Source organism: Citrobacter amalonaticus Y19 (genome assembly GCF_000981805.1).
GTDB classification, from domain to species: Bacteria; Pseudomonadota; Gammaproteobacteria; order Enterobacterales; family Enterobacteriaceae; genus Citrobacter_A; species Citrobacter_A amalonaticus_C.
In genome coordinates this window covers 1761164-1784605 of the sequence record NZ_CP011132.1, presented here as the reverse complement: position 1 = coordinate 1784605, position 23442 = coordinate 1761164, and the positions used below count along the sequence as shown (strand labels likewise).

Below are 23442 nucleotides of genomic sequence, written 5' to 3'. Positions count from 1 at the left end.
TTAATTAAATCACAATTTTGTTTATTAAGACTGGCGCAATAATAATAGCCATACGGGTGCTATGGATAATCAGCTGTAAAGTAGTGTCTTATTCCCCGCCTCGCAAATTTCCCTTTCCAAATATTTATTTTCGATCAAAAGATTGATTTATTCACTGGAAACGATTCGTAAATTCACTGGATTTTTGACTAAAGTTTCATTAGGATTTGTCTCATCTGATGATTAATTGTACCGATTGTTGGTGCTTAAATGATAAGTGATGCCGATTGTATGAGGTTAGCAATGCCGTCTGAAAACCAGGAACCACGTCGGGACCCTGAGATGAAACGCAAAGCATGGCTTGCGGTTTTCCTGGGCTCAGCGCTGTTTTGGGTCGTGATTGCACTGTTGATCTGGCATGCCTGGGGGTAAAAATGGTGGTTCACGACTCACAACAGACCTCGTTACCCACATGTCACTCTGGTGACACTGTGCGAGAAACGAAAAAAGGCGCGTGCGTGAAAACTGTTCCCGAATCCTGGAAACTGACTCAGCAACAGCAAGCATTTATTGCGTTATTCGACGAAGACGAAGACGATCAACAGAAACAATAATCGTCACTATTCTTATTACCGTTTCTTTTGTACCGACAAATTATTGGCAGTTCGCTTTTACATATACACCACAGCAATAAAACGTTGAGAAAGTCTCAACACAATGTATTAAACAAAACGGGTGTAGCCGATGCTTACTGCAAATATGAAATACTGGTCCTGGATGGGCGCTTTTTCGGTCTCGCTGCTTTTTTGGGCTGAACTGTTCTGGATCGTCATGAATTAATCTCAAACCTCGCTACGGCGAGGTTTTCGTTTTCTCCCTCTTCATACACGCGTTCGTCCTCTCTTCTGTACACATTGTTCGGTTTCTCCTCTTTTATCAATTCGGGTTGTTATCAAAACGTTACAGTGTGTTTGTGTTATCTTTAATATTCACCCTGAGGAGAATCAGGGCATCGCAACCCTGTCATTAAGGAGGAGCTATGTCGTCAACCCTACGAGAAGCCAGTAAGGACACATTGCAGGCCAAAGACAAAACCTACCACTACTACAGTCTGCCGCTGGCTGCGAAATCTCTGGGCGATATCACCCGTCTGCCCAAATCACTGAAAGTCTTACTGGAAAACCTGTTGCGCTGGCAGGACGGCGATTCCGTCACACAAGAGGATATCCAGGCACTGGCTGGGTGGTTAAAAAGCGCCCATGCCGATCGCGAAATTGCCTACCGTCCTGCGCGCGTGTTGATGCAGGACTTTACCGGCGTCCCGGCGGTGGTGGATCTTGCTGCGATGCGCGAGGCGGTGAAACGCCTGGGCGGCGATACCGCGAAAGTGAACCCTCTGTCGCCGGTAGATCTGGTTATTGACCACTCCGTCACCGTTGACCATTTTGGTGATGATGATGCGTTCGAAGAGAACGTGCGTCTCGAAATGGAGCGTAACCACGAGCGCTATGTGTTTCTGAAATGGGGTCAGCAGGCCTTCAGTCGCTTTAGCGTGGTGCCGCCGGGAACCGGTATTTGTCACCAGGTTAACCTTGAATATCTCGGCAAAGCGGTCTGGAGCGAGCTACAGGACGGTGAATGGCTGGCTTATCCGGATACGCTGGTCGGCACTGACTCACACACCACGATGATTAACGGTCTGGGCGTTCTGGGCTGGGGCGTGGGCGGTATCGAGGCTGAAGCGGCGATGCTGGGACAACCTGTCTCGATGCTGATCCCGGATGTCGTGGGCTTCAAACTAACCGGAAAACTCCGCGAGGGGATCACCGCAACGGATCTCGTGTTAACCGTCACCCAGATGTTGCGTAAACACGGCGTGGTCGGGAAATTTGTCGAATTTTATGGCGACGGTCTGGACTCCTTACCGCTGGCTGACCGCGCCACCATCGCTAATATGTCGCCGGAATATGGCGCGACCTGCGGCTTCTTCCCAATCGACGGCGTGACGCTGGACTACATGCGGTTGAGCGGGCGCAGTGAAGATCAAATCGAACTGGTCGAAAAATACGCGAAGGCGCAGGGCATGTGGCGCAACACTGGCGATGAACCGGTCTTCACCAGCACTCTGGCACTGGATATGAATGATGTCGAGGCGAGCCTTGCCGGACCGAAACGTCCGCAGGATCGCGTCGCGCTGGGCGATGTGCCGAAAGCCTTTGCCGCCAGCAGCGAGCTGGAGCTGAACACCGCGCAAAAAGATCGTCAGCCCGTGGAGTATGTGCTGAACGGCCAGTCATACCAGCTCCCTGACGGGGCGGTGGTGATTTCGGCAATCACCTCCTGCACCAACACCTCTAACCCGAGCGTGCTGATGGCGGCAGGTCTGTTGGCGAAAAACGCGGTGACGCTGGGACTGAAACGTCAGCCGTGGGTGAAAGCCTCGCTGGCACCGGGGTCGAAAGTGGTGTCGGATTATCTGGCCAAGGCGAAACTGACACCGTATCTCGATGAGCTGGGTTTTAACCTGGTGGGATATGGCTGCACGACCTGTATTGGTAACTCAGGGCCGCTGCCGGAGCCCATCGAAACCGCAATCAAGAAAGGTGATCTCACCGTCGGCGCGGTGCTGTCGGGCAACCGTAACTTTGAAGGTCGTATCCATCCGCTGGTGAAAACCAACTGGCTGGCGTCTCCGCCGCTGGTGGTCGCCTACGCCCTCGCAGGCAACATGAATATCAACCTGGCGAAAGATCCGCTCGGTCACGATCGCAAAGGCGATCCGGTCTACCTGAAAGATATCTGGCCGTCGGCGCAGGAAATTGCCTGTGCAGTGGCGTTGGTCTCCTCAGAGATGTTTCACAAAGAGTATGCGGAAGTGTTCGAAGGAACACCTGAATGGAAAGCGATCAACGTTGACCGCTCAGACACCTATGGATGGCAAAACGACTCGACTTACATTCGCCTGTCGCCGTTCTTTGACGAGATGCAGGCGCAGCCTGCACCGGTGACGGATATTCACGGTGCACGCATCCTGGCGATGCTGGGGGATTCGGTGACCACCGACCACATTTCCCCAGCCGGGAGTATTAAGGCCGACAGTCCCGCCGGGCGCTATCTGCAAAGCCGCGGCGTGGAGCGCAAGGACTTTAACTCTTATGGCTCACGACGTGGGAACCATGAGGTGATGATGCGCGGAACCTTCGCCAACATCCGTATCCGTAACGAAATGGTGCCGGGTGTGGAAGGGGGAATGACGCGACATCTTCCCGGCACAGAGGTGTCGTCTATCTATGATGCGGCCATGCAGTATCAGCAGGAGAACATCCCGCTGGCGGTCATCGCCGGCAAAGAGTACGGCTCGGGTTCCAGTCGTGACTGGGCTGCCAAAGGGCCGCGACTGCTGGGGATTCGCGTGGTCATTGCGGAGTCGTTCGAACGAATCCACCGCTCTAACCTGATTGGGATGGGTATTCTGCCTCTGGAATTCCCGCAGGGTGTAACGCGTAAAACGCTGGGGCTGACCGGGGAAGAGGCGATCGACATTGCCGATCTGCAAAAACTGAAACCGGGCGCGACGGTGCCGGTGACGTTGACGCGAGCTGACGGGAACAAAGAGGTGGTGCCGTGTCGCTGTCGTATCGATACGGCGACCGAGTTAACCTACTACCAGAACGACGGTATTTTGCATTACGTAATTCGTAACATGCTGAAATAAGCGGAAAAAAAAGCCTGCATGACACGATGCAGGCTTTTTAACGCATGGCTTATTTACTCAACAGGTGTCCCATCTTGGCCGCTTTGGTATCCAGATAATGTGCATTTTTAGGATTACGACCAACAATCAGCGGAACCCGCTCCACAATATTGATTCCCGCTTCAGTGAGAATTTCGACTTTCATCGGATTATTGGTAAGCAGACGCACTTCATCAACACCGAGCAGCTTGAACATATCTGCACAGAGGGTGAAATCACGCTCATCTGCGGCAAACCCTAACTGATGATTGGCCTCGACGGTGTCATAGCCCTGGTCCTGCAACGCGTAGGCGCGAATCTTATTGAGCAGGCCGATGTTACGTCCTTCCTGACGATGATAAAGCAGAATACCGCGTCCTTCTTCCGCGATATGCGTCAGGGCAGCTTCCAGTTGAAAACCACAGTCACAGCGCAGACTGAACAGGGCATCGCCCGTCAGACATTCTGAATGGACACGGGCCAGAACCGGCGTCTGACCTGAAATATCACCGTAGACTAACGCGACGTGATCGTGTCCGGTTGCCAGTTCTTCAAATCCCACCATCAGGAAATCGCCCCATGGGGTTGGCAGTTTGGCTTCTGCCACTCGTTTAAGCTGCATGTGTTTCTCCAGATAATGCCGGCACGCGATGTAGTGCCGTTGCCTGTTGGCTTATCTTCTTATTTTGCCATAAGGCAACGGACTTCACCTAATCGCTGCCGTGCAATCGTCATGCGAATGGCACAAATCTGTCAATTTCCCGGACAGGGGATTTTTCGGTTATGATTGTGGCACTTATCCGTCAAAGAGGTTTTCATGCTGTCGATTGCAAAGCGTACTGCGGCCGGTGCGGGATTATTGCTGATTATGCCCGTCGCCGTGTGGGTGTCCGGCTGGCACTGGCAACCAGGTCCGGATTCCGGGTGGTTAAAAGCGATGTACTGGATAACGGAAACGGTCACCGAACCGTGGGGCGTTATCACGCATGTTATTCTTTGCGGCTGGTTCTTCTGGTGCTTACGCTTTCGTCTTAAAGCTGCGGTGATGCTTTTTACTGTTCTGGCTGCTGCCATCCTGATTGGCCAGGGCGTCAAGTCGTGGGTTAAGGACCAGGTACAGGAACCTCGTCCTTACGTGATATGGCTGGAAAAAACGCATCATATCCCGGTTGATGAGTTCTACACTTTAAAACGTAAGGAGCGCAGCGACCTGGTGAAGGAGCAACTCTCAACCCAGCAGGATATTCCGTTGTTTTTACGCCAGCACTGGCAAAATGAGACCGGGTTTGCGTTTCCGTCCGGACACACAATGTTTGCCGCAAGCTGGGCGCTGCTCGCCGTGGGGTTATTGTGGCCGCGCCGGCGGACGGTGACGATTGCCATTTTGCTGGTGTGGGCGACGGGCGTCATGGGGAGTCGCTTGCTGTTGGGCATGCACTGGCCGCGCGATCTGGTGGTCGCGACGCTGATCTCCTGGGCGCTGGTAACGCTGGCCACCTGGCTTGCGCAACGGTTCTGCGGGCCGCTCACGCCGCCGCCGGAAGAAAGACAGGAGATTGTCGAGCGCGAGCAAAACCGCTGACCAGGGTTGATTTTACCCGGTTTGCCCTTAAATCATCCGATAGCCGACTGCTTTCCCATTTCGCGCACGCCGTGAAAATGGTAATTTAAAAGGCTAAATGCGGTAAGTTGAACACGATTTATTCGCTTAAACCACATAACGGGAAGTAATGTGAAATATCTACTCATTTTCTTACTGGTGTTGGCGATATTTGTTATCTCGGTAACATTGGGTGCGCAGAACGATCAACAGGTGACCTTTAATTACCTGTTGGCTCAGGGCGAGTATCGTATCTCAACCTTGTTGGCCGTTTTGTTCGCCGCGGGTTTCGCCATTGGTTGGTTGATCTGCGGGCTTTTCTGGTTGCGGGTTCGTGTTTCTCTGGCGCGGGCTGAACGTAAAATTAAACGACTGGAAAACCAGCTCTCGCCTGCGACTGACGTTGTGGTGACGCCTGGTACGTCGGTCGCGAAGGAATAATCGTTTATGCTGGAGTTGTTGTTTCTGCTTTTACCTGTTGCTGCCGCCTATGGCTGGTATATGGGTCGCAGAAGTGTGCAACAAACAAAACAGGATGAAGCTAACCGCCTTTCCCGTGATTACGTCGCGGGCGTTAACTTCCTCCTGAGCAACCAACAAGATAAAGCGGTGGATCTGTTCCTCGACATGTTGAAAGAGGATACCGGCACCGTTGAGGCTCATCTCACCCTCGGAAACCTGTTCCGTTCTCGCGGCGAAGTTGACCGCGCCATCCGTATTCACCAAACCCTCATGGAAAGCGCCTCGCTGACCTATGAACAACGACTGCTGGCGGTTCAGCAGCTAGGCCGCGATTACATGGCCGCCGGTTTGTATGACCGGGCGGAAGATATGTTTAATCAGCTTACCGATGAAACCGATTTTCGCGTCGGCGCGTTGCAACAACTGTTGCAGATATATCAGGCAACCAGCGACTGGCAGAAGGCCATTGAGGTTGCCGAACGTCTGGTGAAACTGGGTAAAGACAAGCAGCGTATTGAGATCGCCCATTTTTACTGTGAGCTGGCGTTGCAGCAGATGGGTAGCGACGACATGGATCGCGCCATGGCGCTGCTGAAAAAAGGGGCCGCAGCGGATAAAAATAGCGCCAGGGTCTCTATCATGATGGGGCGTGTCTGGATAGCGAAGGGGGATTATGCGAAGGCCGTTGAATGTCTCCAGCGGGTGATTTCCCAGGATAAAGAACTGGTCAGCGAAACGCTGGAAATGCTCCAGACCTGCTACCAGCAGTTAGGTAAAAATGATGAATGGGCGGAATTCCTGCGCCGTGCGGTAGAAGAAAACACGGGTGCTGCCGCAGAACTGATGCTGGCCGATATTCTCGAGGCTCGCGAAGGGACGGAGACCGCACAGGTCTATATTACCCGCCAGCTCCAGCGGCATCCGACGATGCGCGTTTTCCATAAGCTGATGGACTATCACCTTAACGAAGCCGAAGAGGGCCGTGCGAAAGAGAGCCTGATGGTGCTGCGTGATATGGTAGGCGAGCAGGTACGCAGCAAACCACGCTACCGCTGCTCTAAATGCGGTTTCACTGCCTATACGCTGTACTGGCACTGTCCTTCCTGCCGCGCCTGGTCAACGATTAAGCCAATTCGCGGACTGGATGGACTGTAATTTTTAAAAAGATCGTATTTTAGTTACAACATCCTGATGAATTAATTCACAACCCCACATTGGCATCTGTGCCACATCGCCTGGCAGAGGTGTAATCACGCCTGTTAATTTTTGCGCCTGGCAGGTAGAATGCACGCCGTTTACCCATTTGCCCCCTTAGCAAGAAGGCCTGGTTATGACGTTAACTGCATCATCTTCTCCCCGCGCGACTACCGATTCTCCTGTTGTTGTGGCTCTCGATTATAATAATCGCGATAGCGCTCTGGCGTTTGTCGACCGAATCGATCCGCGCGACTGCCGTCTGAAAGTTGGCAAAGAGATGTTCACGCTGTTTGGACCTCAACTGGTTCGCGATCTCCAGCAACGTGGCTTTGATATCTTTCTGGATCTGAAATTCCATGATATCCCGAACACCGCAGCCCATGCGGTAGCTGCGGCAGCGGATCTTGGCGTCTGGATGGTTAATGTTCATGCGTCGGGCGGGGCGAGAATGATGACCGCCGCTCGCGAAGCTCTGCTGCCGTTTGGCAAGGATGCGCCGTTATTAATCGCGGTCACTGTGTTGACCAGCATGGAAGCCAGCGACTTAGTGGACATTGGCGTGACACTGTCACCTGATGAACATGCCGAACGCCTGGCGGCACTGACGCAAAAATGTGGTCTGGATGGCGTGGTCTGCTCAGCCCAGGAAGCGGTACGCTTTAAACAAGCGTTTGGTCGGGATTTCAAACTTGTCACCCCGGGCATCCGTCCGCAGGGTAGTGCTGCTGGCGATCAGCGGCGGATTATGACCCCTGAGCAGGCGCTGGTGGCGGGAGTGGATTATATGGTTATCGGACGTCCGGTGACGCAGTCAGACGACCCGGCGCAGACGCTGAAGGCAATTAACGCATCACTGAAACGGGAGGCGTAATGAGCGATTCGAACAGTCGTCTGGTCTATTCAACCGAGAGCGGGCGGATTGAGGAACCTAAAGCCGCGCCTGAACGTCCGAAAGGCGATGGAATTGTCCGTATCCAGCGCCAGACCAGCGGCCGTAAAGGGAAGGGCGTCTGCCTGATTACCGGCGTTGATCTGGATGACGACGAACTCAGCAAACTGGCCGCTGAACTAAAGAAAAAATGCGGCTGTGGCGGAGCAGTGAAAGACGGCGTAATTGAAATTCAGGGCGATAAGCGCGATTTAATTAAGTCGTTGCTGGAAGCCAAAGGCCTGAAAGTGAAACTGGCGGGCGGTTGATGAAAAAGCCACGATATAAATATCGTGGCTTTAATTTCTACTGCTAAATAAATTGTGTAGTGCAGACCAGAAAGAAATAATCGTATTATTATATCGAGCCGGACAACCGTAGATTATTTACGATTATTTACCTACCTGGTGGCCGATAATACCACCGACCGCGGCGCCACCCAGTGTACCCAGCGTGCTGCCATCTGTTAAGACTGCACCACCTAATGCACCCGCACCCGCGCCAATGGCGGTGTTACGGTCACGTTTAGACCAGTTAGAACAGGCGCTCAGAGACATTGCCAGGGCAATCGCCAGCACAGCGGCGGTCATTTTTTTGCTCGTTACAAACATAATACTTTCTCCTGAATTAACGATTCACGGAAGTAAGCTCTCTTTAACTATAGTTAAAATATCAGTCATTAAAGTGGGCATCCGTGAAACCTTATTGCGCAGGGTAATATCACGCAGGTGATAGTCACTTCCTGTTATATCGCTACTATTAATTTTACGACTTTGGCCTGTGAACAACAGGTAAATAGTCTTAATTAGGGAGTCAGAATAGTCTCAGAGCGCAAATGATCTGCGGCGAACAAATCATTTGCGGATATTTTACTCAGCGTCGACGATATTAACGGTCAGGCCACGATGTTCCATCAGTTTACGGTCGCTGGCACTGATTCTGGCGTCGGTGATCACGCGGCTAAACCGCTCGATCGGGCCAAGCGTGTACGGATGGACCGCGCCAAATTTCGAACTGTCAGTCAGTACAATGGCTTCCGATCCTTTCTCCAGCACGGCATTGACCACATCAGCCCGCATCATGTCGCGACCCGTGAAACCCGTTTCGGTCTGCCAGCCATCAATGCCAATAAACGCCTTACTGAAATGAACCTGTTGGATGAACTGACGGGTAAGCGGTCCCACCATGCTTTCGCTCTTTTTCTGATAAATACCGCCAAGCAGGATCACTTCACAGGGCGTCGCTTTCAACAGGTGTGCTATGTAACTACTGACCGTAATGATGGTGACATCTTTCTGTTCTGCCAGCGTTCTTGCCAGCAGGGCATTGCTGCTGCCATTTTCAATGAACACCGTCTCGCCAGGGCTGACCAGCGACGCCGCGAACTCCGCGAGCTGACGCTTCAGGGTGTAGTTGGTCATCATCCTGGTTTCCACGTCTTCGCTATCCAGCGAAACGGCGAAACCGTGCGCACGGCGCAGAAAACTCTGCTTCTCGAGAGTGTTCAGATCCTGTCGAATAGTGACTTCGGAAACGCCAGTGATTTTAGCCAGTTCAGAGACACTCATCTGACCTTTATCAATGACCATTTGCAAAATTTTTTGTTGTCGGGAGTTCATAGCTCTAGTTTTTATAGCGGTAATATACCGCGAAGATTAAACACAGGCGGCGGTGCGACATCCTGGCGACACACCACGCGCGAAAAAATCAGATCTCCCACGGTGCCCGGGGTTTGGTCGTCGATGATACGGCTTCATCCTGCACCTTGCTCAACAATTCCGCCTTCAGAATTTCGAGATTATGGATGGCGGAGTGGACATCACCGGCCACCAGGATATCAAGCACGGTATCAATACGCTCGGCAACCCGTTTAGCATCGATATCAGACATGGGGGGATCCTTTGTCAAATAATGAGAGAGGTTAATGATGCAAAAAATGACGGCAAAAGAGAAGGGAAAATTCAGCCTCGCCAGAAGCATTAGAGAATATTATATATTCTGCGAATACATACAGATATGTATAAGGCGAAAAGCGAAACTTTCCGTTTCGCTCGGGCGATCATTTTGTCCGCTTAACGCTTTTTCTTATTGAGATAACGTTTGTACCAGCGCTCAAACACGGCGGCAGGCATCGGTTTGGCAAATAGAAAGCCTTGTCGCTCATTGACGCCGTTTTTCGTTAAAAAAGCATCCTCTTTGGCGCTTTCCACGCCTTCGGCGATCACCTGTAGATTCAACGCTTGCGCCACGGCGACAATCGCACGGACCATTGATTGCGAGACCGATTTTTTGTGAATGTCGCGGACGAAAATCTGATCCAGCTTGATGGCATCAATTGGAAAACGCGTCAGTTGTGAAAGCGAAGAATAGCCAGTGCCAAAGTCATCCAGATGCACCTGGGCGCCGAGCTGGCTAAACTGCTGAATAACGGACAGCGCGAGCGCTTCGTTTTCAATCAGGCAACTCTCCGTCAGTTCGACATCGATAGGGCAATATTCAAAATTGAGCTCGTGCAACACTTGCTTCAGATCGGTGAAGATTGTCTGGTCGGTCAGTTGACGGGCGGAGATGTTAACCGCCACGCGCAAGTTGATGCCTTTATCACGCCATTTCGCGACCTGGCGCACAACGTCGAGGATCACCCAGCGGCCTAGCGGCACGATCAGCCCGGACTCCTCGGCATAAGAGATGAACTCCAGCGGTGGGATTAGCCCGCGTTCAGGGGATTGCCAGCGCACCAGCGCCTCAAGACTGCGAACTTCACCTCGCCAGGTCACTTTCGGCTGATAGTGAATCAGCAACTGATCGTTTTCCAGCGCTTTGCGCAGGTTGGTGTCCAGCCACAGGTATTCGAAAACGCGCTCGTTCATTTCCGGCGAGAAGACGCAAAACTGGCCGCGTCCGCCTTCTTTGACGGTGTACATCGCGGTATCGGCATTGCGGATCAGATCGCCGCTATTATCACCGTGCTGTGGCGCCATCGCGATACCGACAGAACAGCCCGTGTAGACTTCTATCAGGCCGATACGGAAGGGCTGGCGTAATCGGGTGAGGATCCGCGAGGCGACCGCCTCAAGCGAGCTCTGGGATGTCTGGCTGGCCAGTACAATAAACTCATCACCGCCGAGGCGAGCCAGCACTTGATTTTCATCCAGACAACTCAGAAGCGCTAATGACACCGCCTGTAAAAGCTGATCACCAAACATATGACCATAGGCATCGTTCACCTTTTTGAAATTATCCAGGTCGAGATAGACAATGCCCACCTGGCTGTCTCCAACCGCCTGATCGATGGCGTCATTGATCAGTTCATGAATAGCATTGCGGTTTGGCAAACCGGTAATCGTGTCGGTATTCGCCAGCACGCGTAATCGTTCCTGCGCGCGCCGTTCTTCCGTAATGTCAGTGCCGGAGCAGATCAGATAGATTTCATTCTTCCCGCTGCCGCTGTGGACAAATTTATTGCGGAACAGGAACAGCCGCTGACCTTTGCGGGTCTGTACCCAGAGCTCAACTTCATACGAATTGCCGTTGCGAAAGAAACCGCTGATGTTGCGACGAGAGGCGGCGGCTTCCCGACGGCTCATAAAGAGCCTGAAGACGCTCTGCCCAATTACTTCTTGCTCTTTCAGCCCGGTGTACTCTTCACACAGGCGGTTGAAGCGCTGAATGTTGCCCCGACTGTCGAGGATCACAATGGCCGAGTTGGCTTCAGACACCACCTGTTCAGCAAACGACAGCCCCTTGACCAGATCGCGCGCCACAGAAGGCGTATCGTGCCAGGCCGACGCGCTGCCCGCCCATTCATGCTTGCTGATTTTACGACCTACCAGATGCACCGGGATATCGTTGTCGTCAAAGGGGAGCGTCATCATCAGGCTGGAGGTGATGACGGTCATTTCGCGGATCCGCTCGGCCTGCTCGGGCGCTAGTTCAACGCTCTCTGCACGGTCGGTCGCTTCGGTGACGGACAAATGCAGGGTGTTGGAATTTTCTGACAAACGCCAGTAGGGCGTGTGAGTACCCAGAAAGCTATACAACGTTGCGGACTCCAGAATGTCTTTCACAATGAACCCCCTCCCGTTTAAAGCGCGAACAACCCTTAATGGAAGGGATTAGCCAGCCTTAATTAAAAATCACGATAGCTGAACATCTTGTTTTGTTTATGTATTTATTTGTAATTCAGATTCGGGAAAAAGCATAGGCGCGGTTGAAAATATATCCGGCTGACAGTCAGAGTGTAGTGAGAGAAAGGCGATTTGGGGAAAAGAAAACGGCCTTTCCACAAAAGAAAAGGCCGTTACAGGGCGGGTCGTCAGGCGGCAGGACGGGCGATGATGCTGCGGGTTTCCATTCGCACTTCGGCGATGGTGACATCAATCACATCCGTCACTTTATAGACGGTTTCACCTTTAATCTGGATGGTGCCGCTTTCCTGGCTGCAAACCAGTTCGTCACGTACGGCGTGCAGGAATGGCGCAGGGATAAAAGCAACCGCACCGTTATCCACCAGGCGTACACGCATCCCACCACGGCTGACATCGATGATCTCCGCCGCGAAGCGGGTATCCGTCCCGGCTTTATCGCTCAGGAAACGGGCATACAGCCAGTCGCCAACATCGCGTTCCGCCATCCGGTTCAGGCGACGGCGCTCTGCCATCTGTACGGTGACCTCTTCCTGTGGACGGCTAATGCTTTCGCCTTTGATGACGGCCTTCAGCAGACGATGGTTGATCATATCGCCATATTTGCGAATCGGCGACGTCCAGGTGGCGTAAGCCTCCAGACCCAGCCCAAAGTGCGGGCCCGGCTCGGTGCTGATTTCCGCAAAGGACTGGAAGCGACGAATGCGGCTGTCGAGGAAACCCGACGGTTGTGCATCCAGTTCACGACGCAGTTTGCAAAAGCCTTCGAGGGTCAATACTTCTTCGGCATCCACATGCATCCCGTGGGATTGCAGCAGCGCGGCCAGCGCGTCGGCATTGGCCGGATCAAAGCCCAGATGAACGTTGTAAATGCCAAAGCCGAGTTTGTCGCGCAGCACGCGTGCGGCACAGATGTTGGCGGCAATCATTGACTCTTCGACAATCCGGTTCGCGATACGGCGCGGCTCTGCAACGATATCGAGCACTTCGCCTTTTTCACCGAGAATGAAGCGGTAGTCAGGGCGATCTTTAAACACCAGAGCATGGTGATGACGCCACTCGCCGCGGTTCAGGCAAATGCGTTGCAGCAGGCGAATCTGCTGCGCGATTTCTTCGCTTTCAGGCTGCCAGCTACCGCTATTTTCCAGCCAGTCAGAGACGTTGTCATAAGCCAGTTTCGCTTTTGACTCAATCGTGGCGGCGAAGAATGTGATGTCATCTTCGATGGCGCCATCTGCGGCAATGGTCATGCGACAGGCGAGCACCGGACGCACTTCATTGGCGCGCAGCGAGCAAAGGTCGTCAGACAGCTCGCGCGGCAGCATCGGAATATTGAAGCCTGGCAAATAGTTGGTGAACGCACGGATCTTCGCGGCGCTATCCAGCTTACTGCCTTCGGCTATCCAGGCGGTAGGATCGGCAATCGCCACGGTCAGTTGCAGTTTGCCGTCGGCCAGTTCTTCAGCATACAGCGCATCGTCCATATCTTCTGTGCTGGCGCTGTCGATGGTGACAAAATTCAGCGCTGTCAGATCCTGACGTTCCAGACCTTCATCCAGCATTTCCGTCGCCACGCCGTCCGGCGCTTCTTTCTCAAGATTGTGACGCGCCAGGGTGACCCACCACGGTACAAAGTGGTCGTCAGCGAAAGTGATGAACTGGGTTAATTCAGCGTAGAAGGTGCGGTCGCCTTTGAGTGGATGACGGCGCATTTCAGCAACGGCCCAGTCACCCTCTTTAAATTCATGGTCCACACCGCGTGCGGCGCGGCAGGGGATAGCGTCTTTCAACAGCGGATGATCCGGCACGATGGACAGGCGATCGTTCTTACCCTGCACTTTACCGACAAAACGGGTCAGGAACGGCTCAACCAGTTCCTCCGGTTCCGCAGATTCACGATCTTTTTCAGTGTGGATGACGGCGATGATACGGTCACCATGCATCACTTTTTTCATCTGCGGCGGGGGGATGAAATAACTTTTTTGCGCATCGACTTCCAGGAAGCCAAAGCCCTTTTCCGTGGCTTTTACCACCCCTTCGGCGCGTGGCGTTTGGGAATGCAGTTGCTGTTTAAGCTGCGCTAGCAGCGGGTTGTCCTGAAACATATTTGTCTATTTTCGTGGCCATAAGAGCGGCTGACAGTTTTACGCGAAAGTACCTGATGCGGCAAGTGCTCTTTGTAGCAATGACGGGGTTAATGCGTCTCGCCCAGCGCGATTTTCAGACGATTTATCCATCCGCACAAACCTGACCAGGCCAACAGATTGATGGCCTGTTCGACGGACGTACAGTACTCGCTGAGCGGGGTGAACTGTGCAGCGCTGAAGCGATCGGGCGCGCGCGTCAGCCATTGTATCGCCTGGAACAACGGACGCTCATGCGGCTGTTGTCGTTCCCGGCGTTCAATCTCATGTTCACTCTGCCGCAGTAATTCGGCGACGTCTGATGATGTCGCATGTTGGTTAAAACAGCTTGCACTGCCGTTAATTCGTGACGTCAGTAGTGTGGTGAAACCGTGCGCAGGGGATTCAACAGACAAGGTGCTCGTCAGTAAGGTGCCGAGCAGGGTGAGCAGCGTCGGTTGGTGAACCAGATTAGGGGCGATGGGCTGAAGGGCTGCGATCGGCTGACAGCGCGACAGAGACTCGAGCTGTTCCGACGTTGCGTAGCGCAGTTCGACCTGCTCATGCGCCGAATACCAGGCCGTGTCGGGTTGCAGGAATGGGGCGACGTCGGCGAATGACTGCATGTCCAGCCCCGGCACCCAGCGCACCGGTTGTCCAAGCCAGGCCTGAAACGTGGCGACGACGCGCGCCTGAAAACCAACATAGCCAATGATTTGGTTCATCAGCGTGATATCCCAGGCGGAAAGACCCACGTCGCGTAGATGCTGGCGTGCGCGGTTATCAATCACCGAAGGCGAACGGGCAAGCTGGCGCGCGTACTGAGTAATCTGCGCCAGTCGGTGATTACTCTCACGTGATGAATCCGGGCCGGGAAGCGGTGTCAGACGGGCGGCATAATGGTTACAGAGTCGCTGCACGCCGTACACCTGGGCGACCGTTAACGCAGTACTCATGCGTTCATAGGCGCTAAAGGTATGCAGGCGGTTCAGTAATACGATGTCAGGGAACAGTTCGTGAGCAAGCTGACGGGCAGGTTGCAGCCAGGATTGAAAGGGAAAAAGTGCGTCTTCGGGTATCACCAGGTCCAACAGAAAGCGATCGTCAACGTGTGCGGCTTCGGGCACCAGCGGTAACACGTCCTGCGGGCCGGTGCTGGACTGGGTTTCATGATACCAGTGGCTTTTGCCGTTGAATCGGCGTTGTTCCATGGGCGTTCCTTGGTCTGTATGTGGCGACCCGGACACGTCGTCGTCGAATCACGCCGGATCGTTTTCGCTGCTTTATCCTGGCGTAAGCGGGGGAAGGGATGAAAGATTGTTGCGTGATAACAAAGATCAAAAAGCTATATTGCGGGGAAAGCGAGAGAGCGTGGGCGGCAGTGCGCCGCCCACGGGGGAAGTCTGAACGATTATTTCAGTTCCAGTTCGTTCATCGCAGCGATGCTGAAGCCGCCGTCAACGTGAACCACTTCACCGGAGATACCGCCAGACAGATCGGAGCACAGGAAGGCCGCAGAGTTACCCACATCTTCGATGGTCACGGTACGACGAATCGGGGTTACCGCTTCGCAGTGCGCCAGCATCTTACGGAAATCCTTAATGCCAGAAGCCGCCAGCGTACGGATTGGACCCGCAGAAATGGCGTTAACACGCACACCTTCCGGACCCATCGCATTCGCCATATAACGAACGTTCGCTTCCAGAGACGCTTTCGCCAGACCCATCACGTTGTAGTTCGGGATCGCGCGTTCAGCACCCAGATAAGAGAGCGTCAGCAGGGCAGAGCCAGGGTTCAGCATAGAACGGCAGGCTTTCGCCATTGCCACGAAGCTGTAGGAGCTGATGTCGTGGGCGATTTTAAAGCCTTCGCGGGTGACCGCGTTCACATAGTCGCCATCCAGTTGGTCGCCAGGGGCAAAACCGATAGAGTGAACGAAACCGTCAAATTTAGGCCAGGCTTTGGCCAGCTCAGCGAACATGGTGTCAATGCTTTCATCTTCTGCCACATCGCACTGCAGAACGATGTTTGAACCCAACTGAGCAGCAAATTCTTCCACGCGGCCTTTCAGTTTGTCGTTCTGGTAGGTGAATGCCAGTTCCGCGCCTTCGCGGTGCATCGCCTGTGCGATGCCGTAGGCGATGGACAGTTTGCTGGCAAGGCCGGTTACCAGAATACGCTTACCGGAAAGAAAACCCATAGCTTAAATCCTTATGTTGTTGCTTATTTTTGGCTTTGAATACAATCGATTGCATTTCAAATGCCAGAATAATAGAAAAAGCAGGCCGAAATTATAGCCCACTACGCACAGGAATTGTCACGTGATTTTTACATTACGATCGGGAAATCGTGCGGCAGAGGATAGAATTCAGACATCATGGATTATAACAGTTATCTCACCAGGAACTGATCCAACCTCACACACCGCATTTTCAGTATTTGGAGGGCAGATGACGAATTTCAATCAGCCTTCCGTCTTCGATGACGATATAGCCGCCCATCCTGAGATCCGAGAGGATTTTCATCACGCTACTGCGAGAAACGTGGGCTTTCTCGCGAATATAGCGCTCAACGGAGATTTTTTTACGGATAGTCTCAGGCTCGTTGATTAACTCTATCAGTTGATTGCAGATAAGTTCATAGACTGTTGGCGCACTGAGTTGCTTACTGTAGGTGTAGAGCTTATTGGTGATCAGCATCATCTGGTGGGTGACCAGTTCCCAAAGATTCTTTTCAGAAATGTAGCGCTGAGCGTCTTCCAGCGTCATGGTGGCAACGTGACACGGCTCCGCCATGATAAGATAGGCGTCATGCACACCCAGGCCAATGACAACAGGCCCAGGTATCGTGACAATCAGTAAATGGTCAGAATTGCGATGCACTTCTAAAGAGCCGCTTATCAGCAAATGACATAACTTCACATCCCCCTTAACAAGCTCCAGACGAACGCCCTTTGAATAGCGCCGGGCTTCGCCGTACGGAAGCAATGCCTCCAGCAGTTGTTTCCCATAGGGGGAGGGTTTATTGAGTAACGGCAATGAATTTTTTTTATTGTTCATACGGTAAGCTTAGCTGAATGGAAAAATCCTTTTTAAGCATAGACAAGCTTGGTCGGTTCCGGCGATGAAAAGATGAAAACGTCAACGTATTACCCTTAACTAGAATTTTATGGGTAAGGAACCCATTTTAATTAGTCTACCATTATTAATGGTAATGTAATTGCCTATTCGGAGTTGGGACAGGATGTGCAGGATGCCACTGCGGGATAAAAAGCAGCGACTCTGGATATACTGGAGCACTGGCGTTGTCTGACGCAGGGCTTCAGGTTCATCGTTGAGTTCCAGGAGCAATGCTCTGATGGTTTCATACGATGCGGTATGCGACGTACGGACGCAATGTCCGTAGAGGCGCGTTGAGATATGCATCAATAGTTTCGCCAGAGATTCCCATTGCTCTTCCCGTTCTACGATTTTCCAGGCTTGTATAAGGGGTAACGTACTGAGCTTTGTCATCGGGCCAGGATAAACGGTGAGGTTTTGTGTCGTCTGATATAAATCGCTAAAGCCAAAAACGAAAGGCGCGCTTTCCGTATTGAGGACCAGGCCATCGCTCTGTCGACATAAAGAAGCGTATCCCGTATGTAACAGAACACATTTTCGCTTGGCAAATTCGGCCATATTGAGAGAATGATCGGCCTGAGGGGGCAAGACTCGAGAGTGTGGTTCAAACGTGGCGATCAATCGTTGAATATCCTGAACAGGTTTAGATTGATCGTGATGAATTTTTGCAGTATCAATATTAACGGTATGAGGAATAATGGTGTTCATGATTATTTATCCAAAAAGTAAATTGACTGCGTTGAGTGACTAATTATTGCTAATTAAATTTTTTAAATGAAGAATTTATTACAGTCCAAAAAAACACATAAAATACATTGAATAATATTCACTTGTAATGTATTTGACTGTTTTTTTTTGGACTCAAATGTTAATTGCCAAAAATTATCATCTATTTATAATCTCCAACCGTAACATCTGAACGACTTAATTACAGTTGTTCAAAACGGATTTTTAAATAAACCATTAATAAAAGGGTATGTTATGAATTTCAAGAAAATGGCTCTCGTTTCTGCCATGGGTATGGTGATGTTTGCTGGTGCAGCAAATGCAGCAGATCAGGGTCACGGTCAAGTGTTCTTCGATGGTTCTATTATTGATGCGCCTTGTTCGCTTAATTCAGACAGCGAGAAAATTGATGTTCATTTTGATGAAGTGTCAAATGTGCTTCTGCAAAACGGCGGCACCAATGATGGTCAAACTGATCCAGAAGACATCATCATTAACCTCGAAAACTGTTCCGTGAAGACTGGGGCTACTGTGGAAACCACCTTTACTGGTGCGCAAGGTGGTCAAGGCAAGAGTTCTCTGGGTATCACCGGGACTGCAAAAGGGGCGAGCATTATCTTAACTGATGGTAAAAGTGCTCCGATTACACTGGGCGAAGCTACAGACGGACAGGCAATTCAAAACGGTCATAACACGTTGAAATTCGCTGCCTACCTGAAGGGTGATGGCGCGTCGTCAACTATCATCCCGGGTACTTTCTCTGCAGTTGCTGACTTTACCCTGGCATACCCGTAACAGTAAGCCACGAGTATTAGAAAACGCCTGCGTTTGCAGGCGTTGTTTCCACATATTCAGAGTCAGAATTTATGAGTAAATTCATACTTACTGTGCCGGTTTTATTATGCACAATACTAACGCTGCCCGTACAGGCAACGCCGCAGATGACAAATAGTAGCTCTGAAAATGAACTGGAATTGTTCGGCAAGGTGAACCTGGAGGGGAGTATTATTTCCAGCGCCTGTGATATTGATACCGGAGATGGCTATCAGTCAATTGCCATGCCCACAGAGACCCGAAGACATATCAAGCGAACGGGTGAGGGTGAACCACAGGATTTTTACATTCGTTTAACCAACTGCTCACTGGGACCTTCCGATAACTCTACCGCCTGGCAGTATATCAATATTATTTTTGACGGCGACGAGGACGATGGAATGTTCCGGGTGAACGGAAATGCCAGCGGTGTGGCTTTGGTGCTGGTTGACCGTAACGGAACGGAGATCCATCCGGGTCAGGCAATGCCCTGGCAACAAAGTTCAGTGACTGACAACCGCCTCGATTATCGCATTAAATTGAAAAATAATTTACGTGGTCTTGTGGTGGGGGATTACAGCGCGACCATTCGTTACCGGGTTGAATATTTTTAGCGTTTCTGTCTGCTTTCTGTTTCTGAATGCAGCGTTGATATTATTTTAAAAATTTCCTGACGGGTAATAAGTGTGGCAGGCATGGCTAAAACATACATAAAGAATAATATCGGGGCCAGGATGGCTAAACTGTCAGTGATTGCTGTCTGTGTATTTGTCTACTGTTATGGTTCCGCAATGGCTGCAGACGATATACAGTTCAATACTGATGTGCTGGATGTAAAAGATAAAGCAAATATCGATTTAAGCCATTTCTCCCGACGCGGCTATATTATGCCGGGTGACTATACCTTCAAGATCAAAATAAACCAGAATGAACTCGAAGAACAGCCGGTTTCTGTCTATGCATCAGGGGATGATGGCAAAGATTCTAAAGCCTGTTTTACCCCGGACATCGTCAACAAATTAGGCTTCAAAGAGGAGATGGTGAAGAAGTTTACCCTCTGGCACGACAACCAGTGTGTGGATATCACCGTCCTGGAAGGGGTTGAAGTACACCCGGACCTGAGTACCGCGGTGCTGGCCATTAGTGCACCGCAGGCCTATGTTGAATACACCGACGACAACTGGGTGCCAGCCAGTATGTGGGACGACGGTGTGCCGGGGCTGCTGGCAGACTATAACATCAACGCCCAGACGCGTAAGAACAACAGCGACGGTGATGAAAACACGGTATCCGGTAACGGGACGTTTGGCGCAAACTTAGGGCCCTGGCGTGCCCGCGCAGACTGGCAGACCAACTTTGAAGACCAGTCTGGCGGCGAAGAAGAGGGCAGTTCAGGACAAAAGCAGTGGACCTGGAGCCGCATGTATCTCTATCGCGCTCTGACATCAATCAAAGCGCAGTTGACGCTTGGCGAGGACTATTTAAATTCGGATCTGTTCGACAGCTTTCGCTTTGTCGGTGCCAGCGTGGTTTCTGATGACAACATGTTGCCGCCGAACCTGCGCGGTTATGCTCCCGAAGTTACCGGGGTGGCGAAAACTAACGCCAAGGTGACCATCTCCCAACAGGGACGCGTGATTTATGAAACTCAGGTCGCGGCGGGGCCGTTCGCCATTCAGGATCTGAACAATGCCGTCTCTGGTACGCTGGATGTGCGCGTCAAGGAACAGGATGGCTCGGAGCAGAACTATAAGGTCAGTACAGCAAATATTCCGTACCTGACCCGCCCAGGCAGTGTACGTTACAAATTATTTGCTGGCAAGCCGACCAGCTACGATCACAAAGCGGATGGCGATACCTTCGGCTCCGGCGACGTCTCCTGGGGGATCAGTAACGGCTGGTCGCTGTACGGCGGCGTAGTGGCGAGCGGTAAGTATATTTCACTGGCTGCTGGTTTGGGCCGTGATCTGATGGCGCTGGGGCGCTGGCGTTCGACGTTACTCGCTCCGATGCGAAGCTGGAAGACGAACACCGCCACGGTCAGTCTTACCGCATCAGTTATTCCAAGCGCTTTGATGAAACGGGCAGCCAGGTAACATTTGCCGGTTACCGCTTTTCTGAAAAGAATTACATGAGCTTTAACGATTACCTGAGCTACACGTCGAATCATGACGATTTCATGCAGAGCAAGGAGATGTACACCATCACCTTCAGCCAACAGCTCAAGTCCCTCGGGATAAGCGCCTATCTGAATTACTCCCACCAGACTTACTGGAACAACCCGACGGAAGACCGCTACAGCCTGACGATTTCGCGTTATTTCGATCTCGCTAAATGGAAGAACATTAGCACTTCACTGACGGCGTACCGCAACAAGTTTAACGGTATCAACGATGACGGCATGTATATGTCGGTGTCTGTTCCATGGGGCGACTCGGGCACCGTGAGTTATAACGGTTCGATGAACGGTGACAGCAACAGCCACGACCTGGCGTATAGCGATCGGTTGAAAAATGGTGATAACTACCGTATTGCCGCTGGCGGCCGCGAAGACGGCGGCAGCCTGAGCGGCTATTACGACCACTCTGCGGATATTGCCGATGTGACCGCCAACGTCGATTACCAGCAAAACCAGTACACCTCGGCGGGACTGTCGCTTCGCGGCGGGATAACCGCCACCACTCACGGCGCGGCACTTCACCGGGTGAACAGTTCGGGGGGAACTCGGGTGATGGTAGATACTGGCGATGCGACGGGTATTCCGGTGCAGGGTTACAGCGACAGCACCCGGACCAATATGTTTGGCAAAGCAGTTGTGGCGGATGTGAGCGATTACAGCAAAAACAACCTGCGTATCAATATCAACGACCTGCCGGATGATGCCGAAGCCTCCTCATCAGTCGTGCAGGCCACCCTGACGGAAGGGGCGATTGGTTACCGGAAGTTCAACGTGGTGTCGGGCATGAAGGCGATGGGGATTATTCGCCTGGCCGACGGGACCTTCCCGCCGTTTGGCGCCAGTGTGCAGAACGCCGAAAAACAGGAAGTGGGTATTGTTAATGACGAAGGCCAGACGTACCTGAGCGGTCTGAAGCCGGGGGCAAAACTGAATGTGAGCTGGGACGGAGACGTGCAGTGCGCCGTTACTGTGCCAGAGAGATTAACTGAACTGAGCCAGAGCGGAAATTTGTTACTGCCGTGCCAGAGCTAAGCTGTCGGCAAAGATCAATATTAACTGAGTGAATAATGAAGATGTTTAACTGTAAAAAAAGTATTTCTGTTCTGGCTATTGCCCTGACCGGCATTCTGGTAGCACAGCAGGCAAGTGCGGCTATTGCGCTGGATCGTACCCGCGTAATTGTCAACGGCGGCGAGAAATCCATCAGCCTGAATATTAGCAATGAGAACAAAAACCTGCCGTATCTGGCCCAGGGTTGGATAGAAGACGAGCAGGGTAACAAAATTTCCTCGCCGTTGACGGTGCTGCCGCCAGTGCAACGCATTGAACCGGGGGCCAAAAGTCAGGTGAAGGTGCAGACCTCACCAGCTCTCAGCGCCTTGCCGCAGGATCGTGAAAGCCTGTTCTATTTTAACCTGCGCGAGATCCCGCCGCGCAGCACCAAAGCGAATGTGCTGCAGATTGCGCTGCAGACCCGCATCAAGCTGTTCTACCGTCCGGCAGCCATTGCCCTGGACAAAAACCAGGCGGCAAAAGGCGACTGGGTGGAGAAAGTGACTCTCACTCGTCAGGGGGATAAATACGTGGTTAATAACCCGTCGCCCTATTACCTGACCATTGTGGAAGGGAGTCCTGCGGCTAAAGGCAAACCGGTAGGATTCAAACCGATCATGGTGGCGCCGAAAGGGCAGACACCCATCGAGGCATCAGCCAGTGCGTTGGGTAATTCGCCGGTGCTGACCTATCTCAACGATTACGGTGGACGTCCACAGATTCAGTTCTCCTGCGGCGGCGCCAGTTGTACGGCAAAGCTGCTGAAAGATAAATAATTCGGGGCTTGAGGGAGGAACGGTAGATGAACGGAATGATGAAAACCCTGTTGGTCACCGGTCTGTTGATGGTCGTCAGCGGGGCGGTAAATGCAGAAGATGAAAAACCGCTGGTTGATACCGGAACCCTGTATGTTCACGGCGATCTGCTGGAAAACACCTGTCGTATGACAATGGATTCGGCCTGGCAGGATGTGAACCTGGGTAGTACCTCGCGTGCGGATGTAAATCTGGTCGGTAAAGCGCCAGCGCCCATCACGGTGAAGATTTACCTGCACGACTGTCCGGAACTGGCGAACTGGAGCACCAACATCACGCCGATGACCACTACGGTCAGCACGCTGCAACCACCTTACAAGGCGCGCTTTGTGGCTGTGGCAGATGAAAGCAATCCGGACCTGATAAAGGTGACCGGTGCATCGGGTATTGGTCTACGCCTGCGTGACAGCCGTGGTGAAACGGTGCCGCTGTCGCGTATGGGTGACAGCCTGCTGCTCAATCCGGGTCAGGATGAAGTGGTGTTTACTCTGCAACCGGAACGTACAGGCGCCATGTTTGTGGCCGGACCGTATCATGCCGTGATCAACTTCAGCATGATTTATCAGTAGG

At 52.2% G+C, this 23442-nt stretch carries 22 protein-coding genes and 1 pseudogene; 13 read left to right on the top strand and 10 right to left on the bottom strand.

All coding sequences use genetic code 11. The annotated features are described in order from the left end of the window. Positions 1–270: 270 nt before the first annotated feature. From F384_RS28620 to acnA, 3 genes are all read left to right on the top strand, one after another. Positions 271–411 carry a YmiA family putative membrane protein gene (locus F384_RS28620; protein ID WP_226991633.1) on the top strand — a complete coding sequence of 47 codons (141 nt, stop codon included), beginning with the start codon at positions 271–273 and terminating at the stop codon, positions 409–411. A gap of 312 nt (positions 412–723) precedes the next feature. Then, positions 724–819, top strand: a complete 96-nt coding sequence (gene ymiC, locus F384_RS30315) for a small membrane protein YmiC (RefSeq protein ID WP_226991632.1) — start codon at positions 724–726, stop codon at positions 817–819. A 199-nt stretch (positions 820–1018) separates the two neighbouring features. After that, the gene (acnA, locus tag F384_RS08010; protein WP_046481017.1) at positions 1019–3694 is read left to right on the top strand and encodes an aconitate hydratase AcnA; all 2676 of its coding nucleotides are present in this window, start codon (positions 1019–1021) and stop codon (positions 3692–3694) included. A gap of 49 nt (positions 3695–3743) precedes the next feature. On the opposite strand, the gene ribA is transcribed toward acnA, so the two are convergent. Then, the gene (ribA, locus tag F384_RS08005; RefSeq protein WP_046481016.1) at positions 3744–4334 is read right to left on the bottom strand and encodes a GTP cyclohydrolase II; all 591 of its coding nucleotides are present in this window, start codon (positions 4332–4334) and stop codon (positions 3744–3746) included. A 195-nt stretch (positions 4335–4529) separates the two neighbouring features. Between ribA and pgpB the strand changes: the two genes are divergently transcribed. The 5 genes from pgpB (at position 4530) to yciH (ending at position 8168) form a co-directional block, all read left to right on the top strand. Then, the gene (gene pgpB / locus F384_RS08000; RefSeq protein ID WP_046481015.1) at positions 4530–5294 is read left to right on the top strand and encodes a phosphatidylglycerophosphatase B; all 765 of its coding nucleotides are present in this window, start codon (positions 4530–4532) and stop codon (positions 5292–5294) included. 150 nt (positions 5295–5444) lie between these two features. Continuing rightward, a complete protein-coding gene (gene lapA / locus F384_RS07995) occupies positions 5445–5753 on the top strand; it encodes a lipopolysaccharide assembly protein LapA (RefSeq protein ID WP_046481014.1) in 309 nt (102 codons plus the stop codon). 6 nt (positions 5754–5759) lie between these two features. Next, on the top strand, positions 5760–6929 hold the full coding sequence (gene lapB / locus F384_RS07990; protein ID WP_046481013.1) for a lipopolysaccharide assembly protein LapB: 1170 nt from the start codon (positions 5760–5762) through the stop codon (positions 6927–6929). A 175-nt stretch (positions 6930–7104) separates the two neighbouring features. After that, positions 7105–7842: an orotidine-5'-phosphate decarboxylase gene (gene pyrF, locus F384_RS07985; protein ID WP_046481012.1), complete on the top strand. Its 738-nt coding sequence runs from the start codon at positions 7105–7107 to the stop codon at positions 7840–7842. Continuing rightward, a complete protein-coding gene (gene yciH, locus F384_RS07980; protein WP_046481011.1) occupies positions 7842–8168 on the top strand; it encodes a stress response translation initiation inhibitor YciH in 327 nt (108 codons plus the stop codon). The genes pyrF and yciH overlap by 1 nt, the downstream gene beginning before the upstream one ends. A 123-nt stretch (positions 8169–8291) precedes the next feature. Here the strand turns inward: yciH and osmB are convergent, their stop codons facing one another. The 9 genes from osmB to F384_RS07935 all read right to left on the bottom strand — a co-directional run bounded on the left by osmB (position 8292) and on the right by F384_RS07935 (position 17994). Further along, positions 8292–8510 carry an osmotically-inducible lipoprotein OsmB gene (gene osmB / locus F384_RS07975; RefSeq protein ID WP_042318738.1) on the bottom strand — a complete coding sequence of 73 codons (219 nt, stop codon included), beginning with the start codon at positions 8508–8510 and terminating at the stop codon, positions 8292–8294. Positions 8511–8768: 258 nt separating this feature from the next. Beyond that, complete coding sequence (locus F384_RS07970; protein ID WP_046481010.1) at positions 8769–9518, bottom strand: DNA-binding transcriptional regulator YciT; 750 nt, start codon at positions 9516–9518, stop codon at positions 8769–8771. Positions 9519–9606: 88 nt separating this feature from the next. Continuing rightward, positions 9607–9789, bottom strand: a complete 183-nt coding sequence (locus F384_RS07965) for a hypothetical protein (protein ID WP_046481009.1) — start codon at positions 9787–9789, stop codon at positions 9607–9609. Positions 9790–9971: 182 nt separating this feature from the next. Next, positions 9972–11966 carry a cyclic di-GMP phosphodiesterase gene (gene pdeR, locus F384_RS07960; protein ID WP_046481008.1) on the bottom strand — a complete coding sequence of 665 codons (1995 nt, stop codon included), beginning with the start codon at positions 11964–11966 and terminating at the stop codon, positions 9972–9974. Between the two features lie 248 nt (positions 11967–12214). Next, positions 12215–14149 carry an exoribonuclease II gene (locus F384_RS07955; RefSeq protein ID WP_046481007.1) on the bottom strand — a complete coding sequence of 645 codons (1935 nt, stop codon included), beginning with the start codon at positions 14147–14149 and terminating at the stop codon, positions 12215–12217. A gap of 89 nt (positions 14150–14238) precedes the next feature. Next, the gene (locus tag F384_RS07950) at positions 14239–15378 is read right to left on the bottom strand and encodes a carboxymuconolactone decarboxylase family protein (protein WP_046481006.1); all 1140 of its coding nucleotides are present in this window, start codon (positions 15376–15378) and stop codon (positions 14239–14241) included. Between the two features lie 200 nt (positions 15379–15578). Beyond that, a complete protein-coding gene (fabI, locus tag F384_RS07945) occupies positions 15579–16367 on the bottom strand; it encodes an enoyl-ACP reductase FabI (protein ID WP_046481005.1) in 789 nt (262 codons plus the stop codon). A 232-nt stretch (positions 16368–16599) separates the two neighbouring features. After that, on the bottom strand, positions 16600–17226 hold the full coding sequence (locus F384_RS07940; protein ID WP_046481004.1) for a winged helix-turn-helix transcriptional regulator: 627 nt from the start codon (positions 17224–17226) through the stop codon (positions 16600–16602). A gap of 99 nt (positions 17227–17325) precedes the next feature. Next, on the bottom strand, positions 17326–17994 hold the full coding sequence (locus F384_RS07935; RefSeq protein ID WP_052746898.1) for a winged helix-turn-helix transcriptional regulator: 669 nt from the start codon (positions 17992–17994) through the stop codon (positions 17326–17328). 273 nt (positions 17995–18267) lie between these two features. Between F384_RS07935 and F384_RS07930 the strand changes: the two genes are divergently transcribed. The 5 genes and pseudogenes from F384_RS07930 to F384_RS07910 all read left to right on the top strand — a co-directional run bounded on the left by F384_RS07930 (position 18268) and on the right by F384_RS07910 (position 23441). Then, positions 18268–18807: a fimbrial protein gene (locus F384_RS07930; RefSeq protein WP_046481003.1), complete on the top strand. Its 540-nt coding sequence runs from the start codon at positions 18268–18270 to the stop codon at positions 18805–18807. A gap of 146 nt (positions 18808–18953) precedes the next feature. After that, positions 18954–19439 carry a fimbrial protein gene (locus tag F384_RS07925; RefSeq protein ID WP_052746897.1) on the top strand — a complete coding sequence of 162 codons (486 nt, stop codon included), beginning with the start codon at positions 18954–18956 and terminating at the stop codon, positions 19437–19439. Positions 19440–19520: 81 nt separating this feature from the next. Then, positions 19521–22036 (top strand): annotated as a pseudogene (locus F384_RS30735) (outer membrane usher protein). Between the two features lie 41 nt (positions 22037–22077). Next, positions 22078–22833 (top strand): fimbria/pilus periplasmic chaperone, encoded by a 756-nt coding sequence (locus F384_RS07915; protein ID WP_046497909.1) that lies wholly within the window; start codon positions 22078–22080, stop codon positions 22831–22833. A 26-nt stretch (positions 22834–22859) separates the two neighbouring features. Then, positions 22860–23441: a fimbrial protein gene (locus F384_RS07910; RefSeq protein WP_413541463.1), complete on the top strand. Its 582-nt coding sequence runs from the start codon at positions 22860–22862 to the stop codon at positions 23439–23441. The last annotated feature ends 1 nt before the right edge of the window (position 23442 follow it).